Annotated in this window: 12 protein-coding genes; all 12 read left to right on the top strand. The window is 47.9% G+C overall.

All coding sequences use genetic code 11. From position 1 onward, the window contains the following. The first annotated feature begins 285 nt into the window (after positions 1-285). The 12 genes from flgB to L3Q72_RS10585 all read left to right on the top strand — a co-directional run bounded on the left by flgB (position 286) and on the right by L3Q72_RS10585 (position 12,759). Positions 286-681, top strand: a complete 396-nt coding sequence (flgB, locus tag L3Q72_RS10640; protein WP_275129926.1) for a flagellar basal body rod protein FlgB — start codon at positions 286-288, stop codon at positions 679-681. A 4-nt stretch (positions 682-685) separates the two neighbouring features. Continuing rightward, the gene (gene flgC / locus L3Q72_RS10635) at positions 686-1,102 is read left to right on the top strand and encodes a flagellar basal body rod protein FlgC (RefSeq protein ID WP_275129925.1); all 417 of its coding nucleotides are present in this window, start codon (positions 686-688) and stop codon (positions 1,100-1,102) included. Between the two features lie 12 nt (positions 1,103-1,114). Next, positions 1,115-1,822: a flagellar hook assembly protein FlgD gene (locus L3Q72_RS10630; RefSeq protein WP_275129924.1), complete on the top strand. Its 708-nt coding sequence runs from the start codon at positions 1,115-1,117 to the stop codon at positions 1,820-1,822. A gap of 31 nt (positions 1,823-1,853) precedes the next feature. Continuing rightward, positions 1,854-3,158, top strand: coding sequence for a flagellar hook protein FlgE (gene flgE, locus L3Q72_RS10625; protein WP_275129923.1), 1,305 nt, complete (start codon positions 1,854-1,856; stop codon positions 3,156-3,158). Positions 3,159-3,397: 239 nt separating this feature from the next. Then, the gene (locus L3Q72_RS10620; RefSeq protein ID WP_275129922.1) at positions 3,398-4,147 is read left to right on the top strand and encodes a flagellar basal body rod protein FlgF; all 750 of its coding nucleotides are present in this window, start codon (positions 3,398-3,400) and stop codon (positions 4,145-4,147) included. A 16-nt stretch (positions 4,148-4,163) separates the two neighbouring features. Continuing rightward, the gene (gene flgG, locus L3Q72_RS10615) at positions 4,164-4,952 is read left to right on the top strand and encodes a flagellar basal-body rod protein FlgG (protein WP_275129921.1); all 789 of its coding nucleotides are present in this window, start codon (positions 4,164-4,166) and stop codon (positions 4,950-4,952) included. A gap of 51 nt (positions 4,953-5,003) precedes the next feature. After that, on the top strand, positions 5,004-5,789 hold the full coding sequence (gene flgH / locus L3Q72_RS10610) for a flagellar basal body L-ring protein FlgH (RefSeq protein WP_275129920.1): 786 nt from the start codon (positions 5,004-5,006) through the stop codon (positions 5,787-5,789). A 47-nt stretch (positions 5,790-5,836) separates the two neighbouring features. After that, complete coding sequence (locus L3Q72_RS10605; RefSeq protein WP_275129919.1) at positions 5,837-6,928, top strand: flagellar basal body P-ring protein FlgI; 1,092 nt, start codon at positions 5,837-5,839, stop codon at positions 6,926-6,928. Between the two features lie 11 nt (positions 6,929-6,939). Further along, complete coding sequence (gene flgJ / locus L3Q72_RS10600) at positions 6,940-7,866, top strand: flagellar assembly peptidoglycan hydrolase FlgJ (RefSeq protein WP_275129918.1); 927 nt, start codon at positions 6,940-6,942, stop codon at positions 7,864-7,866. Between the two features lie 257 nt (positions 7,867-8,123). Then, on the top strand, positions 8,124-9,998 hold the full coding sequence (flgK, locus tag L3Q72_RS10595) for a flagellar hook-associated protein FlgK (protein ID WP_275129917.1): 1,875 nt from the start codon (positions 8,124-8,126) through the stop codon (positions 9,996-9,998). 9 nt (positions 9,999-10,007) lie between these two features. Then, positions 10,008-11,201, top strand: coding sequence for a flagellar hook-associated protein FlgL (gene flgL, locus L3Q72_RS10590; protein ID WP_275129916.1), 1,194 nt, complete (start codon positions 10,008-10,010; stop codon positions 11,199-11,201). A 403-nt stretch (positions 11,202-11,604) separates the two neighbouring features. Then, a complete protein-coding gene (locus L3Q72_RS10585; protein WP_275129915.1) occupies positions 11,605-12,759 on the top strand; it encodes a flagellin in 1,155 nt (384 codons plus the stop codon). The last annotated feature ends 57 nt before the right edge of the window (positions 12,760-12,816 follow it).

Below are 12,816 nucleotides of genomic sequence, written 5' to 3'. Positions count from 1 at the left end.
AAAAGCTTGACATCATGTGCAATCGAATCAAATCTTGCATAACCCCATAACCCCATAACCCCATAACCCCATAACCCCATAACCCCATAACCCCATAACCCCATACCGTGCATTTCCCCCCCATCTAAGCTAAGATCAACCCGACACTTTAAATCCTATTCCTTCATGGCGTAGATATTGCAAACAAACCAAGGACAACAAAGTAATCCGAAGTTCGTGAGAAGTTGGCACACAGATTGCTTTGTTTATCTTAGTAAGTCACTTAAGAAGTAATTGAGGCAGCATATGGCCATTTCTTTCAACAATGCTTTAGGAATCCACCAGCACACGGTGGGACTGCGTGAGCGCAATGCAGAGACTATCTCTACTAACATTGCGCAGGCGAACACTCCTGGGTTTAAGGCGAAGGGAATGGACTTTCAAAGAGCGCTACAGGCGGCAACGTCGGAGGCAAACTTTGGGCTACGTCGTACCAATGATCGGCATATTGCTGCCGCTGCTTCTGTGACCGGGGAAAGTATGTACCGCCTCCCGACTCAGCCGGATACCGGTGATGGCAATACGGTAGATGTGGATCTGGAGCGTAACCTGTTTATGCAAAACCAGATTCGTCATCAGGCATCACTGGATTTCTTAGGAAGTAAATTCAAAAACTTAACTAAGGCAATCAAAGGGGAATAATTAGATGAGCTTATTTAATGTATTCAATGTAACTGGTTCTGCGATGAGTGCTGAATCTGTTCGTCTAAATACCACTTCGAGCAACCTGGCAAATGCCGAAAGTGTGAGTGGTTCCGCTAAGGAAACCTACAAAGCTCGCCATGCAGTATTCGGAGCCGAGTTAAGTAAAGCGAAGTACAACCAGGATCATAACATTCCGGTAAAAGTAATGGGGATTGTCGAGAGTGATAAACCTCTGCAGGCGGAATATAACCCGGATCACCCACTCGCTAACGAAGAGGGTTATATCTATAAGCCGAACGTTAACGTGATGGAAGAGATGGCTAACATGATTTCTGCTTCCCGTTCATATCAGACGAATGTTCAGGTAGCGGATGCGAGTAAACAAATGCTGCTGCGTACGCTGCAGATGGGTCGATAAGGAGATAGCGTAATGGCAATCAACAACGTTGGTCAGAGCGGTTTATCTTACCTTGATCAGCTTAAAGAGCTGCAAAAAGAGCAAACCCAGCCTAGTGAAACCACAGGTAAGCAGGATCTTAAACAAGAAGACTTCTTATCTCTGCTCACTAAGCAACTTGCTCAGCAGGACCCTTTTAAGCCGGTCAGTAATGACCAGATGATTGCGCAAATGGCTTCATTTGCGACCGTTGACGGCATCAACAAGATGAACGGGCAGTTTGAAAGCCTTAACTCATCGATGACCTCAAATCAGGCTCTTCAGGCATCTTCGCTTGTTGGACGTGATGTGCTGGTTCCTGGTGCCGCAGGCATTAAAGCCGATAACGCAGGTATGGCTGCTATGGTTAAGCTTCCTCAAAATGTCGACAACCTGTTTGTCCGTGTTGAAGACCAGCTTGGTCAGCTTGTTCGGACCCTTGATATGGGTGCGAAGCCTTCCGGTGATAATCGGATTGAATGGGACGGAAAAGATGAAAACGGTAATCCATTGCCGGCTGGCAAATATAATGTAAAAGCTGCTGGCCTGCTTGACGGACAAAGCACAGAGTTTGAAGTTTCGACTTATGCGAATGTGAACAGCGTCCTTCTTGGTAAAGGTGATGGTAATGTACTGCTCAATCTGGCTGGTTTTGATTCACCAGTTCGACTTGCTGAAGTACTAGAAGTTGGCAAAGCGTAATTAATTCGCTGGCTGGATTAGGAGATTTAAAATGTCATATGTAGCTTTAAGTGGTCTTTCTGCCGCGCAGTTGGACTTGAACACAACCAGTAACAACATTGCTAACGCCAACACGTACGGCTTTAAAGAGTCCCGTGCTGAGTTTGGTGATGTTTACTCAAGCTCGATTTTTACTAACGCGAAGACCACTCCTGGTGGTGGTGCGCAGGCAAGTAAAGTCGCGCAGCAGTTCCATGAAGGTTCCAGTATTTATACCAACAACCCAATGGATTTGCGTATCGGTGGTACGGGCTTCTTTGCAGTATCTAAAGACCGTATGGTACCTCAGCAGAACGAACTAACCCGTAATGGTGCGTTCCATCTGAACAAAGATAACTACATGGTTACTTCTAACGATGAGTTCCTGCTTGGTTACCAGATGAACCCGGATACCGGTGAAGTGCTTTCCTATGAACCAACACCTCTGAGCGTTCCGCCTGAGTTTGGTAAGCCAAAGCAGACGGCAAATATTGATGTTGGCGTAAACTTGCCGGCAAATGGTGACCTGAAGGATCCGGCTCTGTTTGACTTTACAGACCAGGAAACATACAACCGTTCGACTTCGTCAACGATTTATGACTCCATGGGTCAGTCTTACAAGATGACCACTTATTACCTGAAGGATATGACTCAGCCAAACACCTGGCAGACTTATTACACAGTGACGGATGAAGCTGGTGAGAAACCACTTAACATCACTGGCGGTGATGCAACTAATGCAACCGGTCATATTGGTCATACTCTGAAGTTTAACAACGACGGTACACTGGCAAGCCTGAACAGCGGCAACCCAATCGTATCTGACCAGCTGGGTGCGGGTACACCACCAATCGATCTGAATGGTGCCGATCCGACTCAGATGGTAAGTATTAAACTGGATGGCGCAACTCAGTTTGCCGCACCATTTGAATTGGTTAAGTTTGATGAAGACGGTGCTACAACCGGTTTCCTGACTAAGCTGGACTTTGATGAGAATGGTACTGTTCTGGGTACTTATTCAAACGGTGAAAACGTATCGCTTGGCCGTGTTGCTCTGGTTCGTGTTGCTAACGAGCAGGGACTGGACAAGAAAGGCGGAACACAGTGGGATTCGACTCAGTTCTCCGGTGCGAAAATTTGGGGTGAATCTAACAAAGGTTCCTTCGGTGGCATCACCAACGGTACGCTTGAGCAGTCAAACATTGATATGACTCAGGAGCTGGTGGACCTGATTTCAGCGCAGCGTAACTTCCAGGCGAACTCACGTTCACTTGAAGTTCACAACCAGACTCAGCAGACTATTCTGCAGATTCGCTAAATTACATATGACATTTTAATCTCGCAATCATCTGAGATACCAGGCTGTGGTTTGCCGTATTACATTGCCGCAGTCTGGTCTTATTGCCGCCTTAACCGGCAATCTCTCCCTTCAAAAAATTGCCGCCTGGGCAAAACGCTTGCTGTGACAAGTGCTATCCTCCTGTTTTTCATATTGTTCTAAAAACTGGCACGCAGATTGCTTTAACTGATCCAGAAGAGTTTTTTGGAGCAAATGTTATGGATCGTGCACTGTTTCTTGCCATGAGTGGCGCTAAACAAAATATGCAAGAGATGCAGCTAAGAGCGAACAACCTGGCGAACGTAAGTACCACAGGTTTCCGCGCTGACCTTGCACAAGCCCGCTCAATGCAGGCTTATGGTGAAGGTTTGCCATCGCGCGTATTTAGCATGACAGAGCGTCCGGGCCATAGCTTTGCTCAGGGAAGTGTGATCACCACCGGCCGTGATTTAGATATCACAGTAGAAGGCGAAGGCTGGATTTCCGTGTTGGATAAAACCGGGGCTGAAGGTCTGACCCGAAACGGCAACCTGCATATTGATGAAACAGGGCTTTTATCAAATGGCAGCGGCCATCTGATTCTGGATGACCGGGGTGCACCGATAACACTTCCGGTTCCTTTGGCAAAAGTCGAAATCGGCCGTGACGGTACTATCTCCGTGTTGCCGCAGGGTGCGCCTGCAGAGGCAATGGAAGAGGTAGGGCGCATTAAGCTGTCCCGTCCGGATAACCGTTCACTGTTTAAAGACACCAATGGTCTGTTCCGCTCCAAGAATCCGGACCAGGGCTTCGAGGCTGATGCCGGCGTGCGTATTATGACGGGCGCAATGGAAGGCAGTAACGTGAACGCCATTGGTGAAATGACAAGTTTAATTGATTTACAGCGCCAGTTTGAAATGCAAGTCAAACTGATGAGCAGTGCAGAAGAGATGGACAAATCGTCCGATTCGCTGCTGAGAATGAGCTAAGAGAAGGGGATTATTTATGCATCCGGCACTATGGGTAAGTAAAACAGGTTTAGATGCTCAGCAGACCAATATTGCGACCATCTCCAACAACCTGGCGAACGCATCGACAGTGGGCTACAAAAAAAGCCGCGCTGTTTTTGAAGACCTTTTTTATCAGAATATTAACCAGGCGGGTGGTCAGTCATCCCAGAACACCGAACTGCCAAGCGGCCTGATGCTGGGTGCCGGTTCGAAAGTGGTGGCAACCCAGAAAATCCACACCAATGGTAACGCGCAGACAACCAGTAACAGTCTGGACATGATGATCGAAGGTGACGGTTTCTTCCAGATTATGCTGCCGGACGGCAATATCGGTTATAGCCGCAACGGTCAGTTCACCCTGAACGATGAAGGTGTGATTGTTACTTCAGGTTCGGGTTACGCACTTGAGCCGGAAATTGCCATCCCTGATGACGCAATCTCAGTGACTATTGGTACTGACGGTGAAGTGTCAGTACGTGTTCGTGGCCAGACTGATAACCAGGTAGTTGGTGCTATCACAACGGTAGACTTTATTAACCCGGGCGGTCTTGAGCCGATTGGTCAGAACCTTTACCTGCCGACGGGCGCAAGTGGTGAACCGACAGAAGGGGTTCCGGGGTTAGAAGGTTTAGGCCAGATTCGCCAGTCTATGCTGGAAACATCAAATGTGAACGTAACAGAAGAGCTGGTCAATATGATTGAAGCTCAGCGCGTTTACGAGATGAATTCTAAAGTCATTTCAGCGGTTGATAAGATGCAGTCATTCGTTAACCAGCAGCTTTAACTGAGATAGTTGCGTAAGTGAGCTAGTTGCATAAGTGAGAGAGTGAGAGCTATGAAACGTATATTTGGAGTTTTGCTGGTATCGGTTATGTCGGGTTGCACAATGCTGACTGAGCCTGTAACTGAAACCACTGATATTGAAGCGGCAACCACGATTGTAGATGCGGTAGAAGGTGACCGCTCTGAGGTGGAAGATACCAGTCCTATTACAGATACACTTCGTAACCGCGTGGACCCGGTAGCGGATGATCCTGCGTGGGCGCCTATCCATCCGGCACAAAAGCCTCAGCATTACGCTGCGGCAACCGGTTCACTCTTTAACTCGAATGCGACTAACGATCTGTATAACGACTCAAAACCGCGCGGTGTGGGTGACATCATCACAGTCACTCTGGATGAAAGTACCAATGCAACGAAAAGTGCCGATGCGGACCTGTCTAAGACTAACGATGCCACCATGGATCCACTGGCTGTCGGTGGCCAGAACCTGAACCTTGGTGATTACGATTTCTCTTACAACCTGAGCAACGACAATAAATTCTCAGGCAACTCCAGCGCTAACCAGAGCAACAGCCTGTCTGGTTCCATTACCGTTGAAGTGGTAGAGGTACTGGCAAACGGCAACCTGGTGATCCGTGGTGAAAAATGGCTGACCCTGAATACCGGTGACGAGTATATCCGCCTGAGCGGCACGATTCGTCCGGATGATATTGCCTTTGACAACACCATTGCTTCAAATCGTGTATCTAATGCCAGAATCCGCTACTCAGGTACGGGAACTCAGCAGGATATGCAAGAGCCTGGATTCTTGGCACGATTCTTTAATGTATCTCTGTAAGCAAACATAATTGTCGATGTTTTGACGAGTGAAAGAAGGCCTGTGTAATGAAGAAATTAATGGTGTTGATATTCTCTGCTGTAGCGCTGATAAGCAGTGCACAGGCGGCAAGAATCAAAGATGTTGCAGAAGTTGCCGGTGTTCGTAGTAACCAGTTAGTGGGTTATGGATTGGTAACCGGTCTGCCGGGCACAGGTGAGTCAACACCATTCACCGAGCAGAGCTTTAACGCCATGCTGCAGAACTTTGGTATTCAGTTGCCGCAGGGCACCAAGCCAAAAACCAAAAACGTGGCCGCAGTGATTGTTACCGCAGAGCTACCGCCATTTTCCAAGCAGGGTCAAAAAGTCGACGTTACGGTCTCTTCTATCGGTTCAGCGAAAAGCCTGAGAGGCGGCACACTGCTTCAGACATTCCTGAAAGGTCTGGATGGTGAGATTTATGCCGTTGCTCAGGGGAATCTTGTAGTCAGCGGATTTTCAGCAGAAGGTGCTGACGGCTCTAAGCTGGTTGGTAACAACCCGACCGTTGGCCTGATCTCCAGCGGTGCTATGGTGGAAAGAGAAATCCCAAGCCCGTTCACCCGTGGCGACTATATTACCTTTAATTTGATTGAGTCCGATTTCACTACTGCTCAGCGCATGGCGGATGCAATAAATAATTTCCTTGGCCCACAGATGGCAAATGCTACCGATATGACCTCTGTAAAGGTCAGAGCGCCGCGTGATGCCAGTCAGCGTGTGGCATTTCTTTCTGCTATCGAAAACCTGGAATTTAACCCGGCTGATGGTGCGGCAAAAATCATTGTTAACTCGCGTACCGGTACCATTGTTGTGGGTCAGCATGTAAAACTGAAACCGGCTGCAGTTACTCATGGTGGTATGACTGTGGCGATCAAAGAGAATTTAAGCGTCAGCCAGCCAAATGCGTTCGCTGGTGGCGAAACGGTTGTTGTGCCTGATACGGATATTCAGGTAACCGAAGAAGACGGTAAGATGTTTAAGTTTGAACCAGGCCTGACATTAGACGATCTGGTTCGGGCGGTAAACGAAGTGGGCGCGGCTCCTTCAGATTTAATGGCAATTTTGCAGGCTCTTAAGCAGGCAGGTGCCATCGAAGGTCAGTTGATCATTATCTAAGGAGTAAAGCTGTGATTAATAACGGAAATGACATCGGCTTTATTCATGATATCGCCAGCCTGGATAACCTGCGTAAAGACGCAGTGGGCGGCGATGACAGTGATCAGAAGGCAGCGCTTAAGGCTGCGGCAAAGCAGTTTGAATCTATCTTTACCAATATGTTGTTCAAGTCCATGCGTGATGCTAATGCCACGTTTGAATCGGATTTGATGAAGAGTCAGAATCAGGACTTCTATCGTCAGATGTTGGATGAGCAGATGGCCAGTGAGCTTAGTTCCTCTGGATCATTGGGACTCGCCGACATGATAGTCGCCCAGCTAAGTGCCGGTACCGATATGCAGGATGATACTGAAGTGGTGATGCGTAATGCCGCCATGGATACCTCTCTGCGCCTGCCGGTTGACCAGTCCAAAGCGAGAAAAGTAGCAGACGATGCCATTAACGTTATGGCTGCTAACAAGGTGAAAGAGCCTTCAACCTTTGAAAGCCCTGAGCAGTTTGTTGAGTCCATGAAGCCGTATGCAGAACGTGCAGCCAAAGCCCTTGGCATTGAGCCGTCACTGCTTATTGCTCAGGCCGCACTGGAAACCGGCTGGGGTAAAAAGGTTATCAAGAACTCGCTGGGCAGCAGCAACAACCTGTTTAACATCAAAGCCGACAGAAGCTGGAAAGGCGATAAAGTGGCAACCCAGACCCTGGAATTCCACGATAACGTCCCTGTTAAAGAAAATGCTTCTTTCCGTGCCTACAACAGCTACGAAGAGAGCTTCAGCGACTTCGTCCGCTTCCTGAACCAGAACCCGAGATACCACGAAACCCTGGCACAGAACAGCGGTTCTGAGTCCTTTATCCACGGGATTCATAAGGCGGGATATGCGACGGATCCTAAGTACGCGGAGAAGGTGCTGGATGTTAAGGCGCGGATAGATAGGATGTGATTTTGGATTTTGGATTTTGGATTTTGGGGCCCTGGGTTTCTAGGCCCTGGGCCCTGGGAAGAGCGGCAATAATCCTTAATTAACTTGATTAAACATAGATAAGTAAGACCAATAACCTGGCTTTCTGTTTTTTTTCTACCTAAAAACCCAGGGCCCTTTCTACCCAAATCAACCATTTACCCCTAGCGTTAACTTCCTGGCACACAACTTGCAACTATTCCCCCGAGTCTATTTTTTAAGTTTTCCCCGGGGGCATTATGGCATCGGATTTGTTGAATGTTGGTACTCAGAGCGTTTTGACCGCTCAGAGACAACTCAACACCACAGGTCATAACATTTCGAATGCTAATACTGAAGGTTATAGCCGTCAGTCTGTCATTCAGGGGACTAATATGCCTCGCCAATATGGCGGCGAAACCTACGGCATGGGCGTGCATGTGGAAAATGTTCGCCGCTCCTGGGATCAGTTTGCCGTTCGTGAACTGAATGTTTCTGAAACTAATCTGTCAAACAGCGCGGAAATAGAAGAGAGCCTTGAAACTCTGACAGGAATGCTTTCTTCTCTGGCTTCTAAGAAAATCCCTGAAAACCTGAATGAATGGTTTGATTCAGTTAAGACTCTGGCGGACTCACCCAACGATATGGGCGCGAGAAAGGTTGTACTGGAAAAAGCAGGCCTTATCAGCCAGAACCTGAATACCTTCTACGAAACCGTTCGGCAGCAGTCATCCAATGTGAATAAGAAGCTGGACCTTGCCGTTGAGCGCATGAACGAAATTGCCGTTGAGATCCGCGACCTTCACCGCCTGATGATGAAAACACCGGGGCCGCATAACGATTTGATGGATACCCATGAAAGACTGGTTAAAGAGCTTTCAGAGTACACAAAAGTGACGGTAACACCACGTAAGAACAACGAAGGCTTTAACGTTCATATCGGCAATGGTCACACTCTGGTTTCAGGTACTGAAGCAAGTACTCTGGTTATGGTTGACGGTGAGCCGGATGCCCAGCAACGCCAACTTGCCATGATCGAAGGTAAAGGTCTTAAACAGATTAAACATGACGGCATTGACGGCAAAATGGCTGCTCTGTTCAGAACCCGTGATGAACTGGTTCCCAATGTGCAGGATGAACTTGGCCGCCTGGCAACAGCTTTCTCATACGAAATTAACGAGCTTCAGGCGCACGGTCTGGATCTTCGCGGCGATGTGGGTGCCGATATCTTTACCGATGTGAATTCTGAGCGAATTGCTAAATCACGCGTTATCACCGGCAACAACTCACAGGCCGACCTGGCTGCATTTATTGAAGACACCAGCCAGCTACAGGGTGGCGATTATCATCTCCGTTATGATGGCAGTGATTACACCTTTATTAAGCCGGATGGCGAGATGGTGAAAGTGCCGGTTGAGGACTCATCGCTTTATATCGATGGTATGCGTATTGAGCTGAGAACGGCTCCGCAAGCCGGTGACAAAATCATTATCCGTCCGGTACGCCTTGGTGCTGAGCAGATCAAAGTGGTCATGGACGATGCGGCAAAAATTACCGCACAGAGCTATGAAAGCTCACTGACATCAGAAAACGGCGATGCGGACTTCAGAGTCCTGGTTGCCGGTGAATTGAAAGAGTTTCAGGTACTGGTTTCTCCTACCGGCGACAAGTTTGCCGTGCTGGATACAAAAGGTAATGTGCTGCTTCAGCCACAGGAATATCCGCCTTCAGGCCCGGTAACTGTTCAGGGAACCACATTCAGCCTGAGCGCCGGAGCGGCAGCCGATGACCGCTTTGCCGCGAACCTGACTCCGGCAGAAGGTGATAACGGCAACCTGAGAAAAATGCAGGATCTGCAGACAGAAAGAAAACTGGACGACGGCAACTCCAGCCTTCTTGAGGTTTACCATAACCTGAATACGGATATGGGGCTGAAAATGTCCACGGCTATCCGCCTGACAGATGTTGCCCGTCTTGAGAACGAAGCTTCTCTTGAGCGTGTTGCCTCCGTGTCCGGAGTTAACATGGATGAAGAAGCGGCGAATATGATGAAGTTCCAGCAGGCATATATGGCTTCATCCCGAATCATGCAAGTGGCGAACGACACGTTCGACACTATTCTGGCTTTAAGGTAGGAGGCGTAAATGGTTAGTCGTATTTCAAGCTTCCACAATTACCAGTCGGTTCAGAATGATCTGAGAAGACAAGAAGCCAAAGTTATTCACAATCAGGCCCAACTGGCATCAGGTAAAAAACTGATGAAGTCCAGTGATGACCCGCTGGCGACACACTATATCCAGTCGATTGGTCAGCAGAGCGAACAGCTTAGCCAGTATATGGATGCCATTGTTCTGGTGAGAAACCGTCTTGAGCATCATGAAGTTCTGATTGCGAACTCTGAAGAATACGTTGATGAAGCAAAACGAACCGTTATGGAAATGATCAACGGTTCGCACTCCCAGGCTGACCGCGAGGCAAAAGCACGCGAGCTGCAGGAAGTTTTCGCCAATCTGCTTAATCTGGCCAACAGCCAGGATGAGTCCGGCAACTATATCTTTGCCGGTACCAAGCCAAAGAATCAGCCGTTTTTCAGAGACAACGCGGGTAACGTGACTTATGCCGGTGACAGCTACCACCGTAAGATGAAGATTTCTAATCAGCTGGAAATGCCGATTAACGATCCCGGTAATCAGGTGTATACCGAGATTGAAAACCCGTTTGGAGATTACTCTCCGACTTATCAGCTTCAGGAAGCGTCTGAGCTGCTTCTGGAGCGGGCAAATAACACGGATTACTTTGACGAGTCAGTTTATAAGATCACCTTTGTTGATATGGGGGCCGGCAACTACGGGTATCAGCTTGAGCAGAACGGCAGTGTGGTTGCCGCTCAGGAGTTTGACCCTAAAGTTGGTATTCAGTACGAAGGGCTAAACATCGATATTAAGGGGCAGATTACTGCCGGTGACAGTATCACGCTTGAACCTCAGAAGACTATCAGCGTTTTTGACAGCTTTAAGAACGCCATTGCGCTGCAGGAAAAGCCGGTTTCTGATGCTGATGCCACGGCCTTTTTGCACCGAATCACCAAAGAGTTTAATGCGGCGTTTATCCATCTTGGCAAAACCCGTACAGATGTGGGTGCCAGACTGGAAACCCTGGATATCCAGGAAGATCTGCACGAAGACTTTAAGCTGACACTGGCAAAATCAAAGAGTGCCTTTGAAGATCTGGATTATTCCCAGGCTGTCATCGATTTTAATGAGAATTCATTAGCGCTGGAGGCTTCACAAAAAGCCTTCGGTAAAGTGAAAGACCTGACTCTGTTTAACTACCTGTAAATTAGCCAACGCCTTATGTGCCTATGCCATATGTGCGGTTAATTTGACGGCAATTTATACAAAGCAGGCAATACGGAAAAAAGCGGCAACGGCAATTGGCGCCTTGCCACCCGGTAATTGCCGGATTTTCCGGAAAAATCTCTTAGAGATTTAAATGAGGAAAAAGTCTTAGCGATTTAACCTTATGTAATTTAAAGAGTTATAAGTTTTTTTTAGAAAATGGTATTGAGTTGTAAAAAGTTGGCACGTTGCTTGTATACATAATAAGTAGAGAATGAATTATGTTTTGAACCAGGTGATTACACCAGGTTCTGCAAGTGACACCACGGTCAGTGCTTATCCAAATGAGACCTAAGCTGGCCGCTTCGCAAAGAGCTTGCGAACTCAACAGGAGAGCAAAAAGATGGCTGTAACAGTAAGTACTAACGTCGCGGCAATGACGTCTCAGCGTTACCTTAATAAGGCAACAGATAACCTGAATACCTCAATGGAGCGTTTGTCTTCAGGTCACAAGATTAACAGTGCGAAAGATGATGCTGCAGGTATGCAGATCTCTAACCGATTAAACGCACAGTCTCGTGGTCTGGACGTGGCAATGCGAAACGCTAACGATGGTATTTCGATTGCACAAACCGCTGAAGGTGCAATGAACGAGTCCACTGCCATACTTGTACGTATGCGTGACCTGTCCTTGCAGTCAGCTAACGGTTCAAACTCAATGTCTGAACGTCAGGCGATTCATGAAGAGGTTACCGCTCTTCAGGACGAGCTAAACCGTATTGCAGAAACCACTTCCTTCGGTGGACGCAGACTACTAAACGGAACCTTCGGTGAAGCGGCATTCCAGATTGGTGCTAACTCAGGTGAAGCCATGATTATGGGCCTGACCAGTATCCGTGCCGATGATTACCGCATGGGTGGCGAGACATACTACTCTGAGCTTCCGGAAGGTCAGTCAATTGGTAAAGACTGGGGTGTACCAGCTGATGCCAACACCATGACCCTGACACTTAAGGGTGTTAATGAAGGTGAAGACGAGATCATCAACATCAACGCAAAAGCGGGTGATGATATCGAAGAGCTGGCAACCTACATTAACGGTCAGACAGATATGCTGACAGCATCAGTCGGCGAGAACGGTCTGCTACAGATATTCGTTGCAGAGCCTAATGCCGGAGACGGTCTTGATATCGCAGGTCCTTTGGCTGGTCAGATTGGTCTTGGCGGTGCAGAAGCTGTGAATACAACCGCTCAGGATATTGACGTAAGATCGGTGAAAGGCGCTCAGAACGCGGTAGGTATCCTTGATGCTGCATTGAAATATGTAGACAGTCAGCGAGCAGACCTTGGTGCGAAGCAAAACCGTCTAAGTCACAGTATTAACAACCTGGCGAACATCCAGGAAAACGTTGAATCCTCGAAGAGCCGTATCAAAGATACCGACTTTGCGAAGGAAACAACCGAACTTACCAAAAACCAGATTTTGCAACAGGCAGGTACTTCCATTCTTGCTCAAGCAAAACAATTGCCGAACTCTGCGATGTCATTACTTCAGTAATCGATATAACAGAATTAGCGCCACGCTGCATTAGCCGGTTCAGACGTGAATTAATGC

Source organism: Vibrio sp. JC009 (genome assembly GCF_029016485.1).
Lineage (GTDB): Bacteria > Pseudomonadota > Gammaproteobacteria > Enterobacterales > Vibrionaceae > Vibrio.
Note: the sequence above shows the minus strand (reverse complement) of the source record. Positions and strands in the feature narration are given on the sequence as shown.

Excerpts from the sequence above, each read along its gene's own strand:
- L3Q72_RS10585 (WP_275129915.1), top strand. The coding sequence starts at position 11,605 with ATGGCTGTAACAGTAAGTACTAACGTCGCGGCAATGACGTCTCAGCGT.
- flgC (WP_275129925.1), top strand. The coding sequence starts at position 686 with ATGAGCTTATTTAATGTATTCAATGTAACTGGTTCTGCGATGAGTGCT.
- L3Q72_RS10630 (WP_275129924.1), top strand. The coding sequence starts at position 1,115 with ATGGCAATCAACAACGTTGGTCAGAGCGGTTTATCTTACCTTGATCAG.
- flgL (WP_275129916.1), top strand. The coding sequence starts at position 10,008 with ATGGTTAGTCGTATTTCAAGCTTCCACAATTACCAGTCGGTTCAGAAT.
- flgH (WP_275129920.1), top strand. The coding sequence starts at position 5,004 with ATGAAACGTATATTTGGAGTTTTGCTGGTATCGGTTATGTCGGGTTGC.
- flgK (WP_275129917.1), top strand. The coding sequence starts at position 8,124 with ATGGCATCGGATTTGTTGAATGTTGGTACTCAGAGCGTTTTGACCGCT.
- flgG (WP_275129921.1), top strand. The coding sequence starts at position 4,164 with ATGCATCCGGCACTATGGGTAAGTAAAACAGGTTTAGATGCTCAGCAG.
- L3Q72_RS10605 (WP_275129919.1), top strand. The coding sequence starts at position 5,837 with ATGAAGAAATTAATGGTGTTGATATTCTCTGCTGTAGCGCTGATAAGC.
- flgE (WP_275129923.1), top strand. The coding sequence starts at position 1,854 with ATGTCATATGTAGCTTTAAGTGGTCTTTCTGCCGCGCAGTTGGACTTG.
- L3Q72_RS10620 (WP_275129922.1), top strand. The coding sequence starts at position 3,398 with ATGGATCGTGCACTGTTTCTTGCCATGAGTGGCGCTAAACAAAATATG.
- flgB (WP_275129926.1), top strand. The coding sequence starts at position 286 with ATGGCCATTTCTTTCAACAATGCTTTAGGAATCCACCAGCACACGGTG.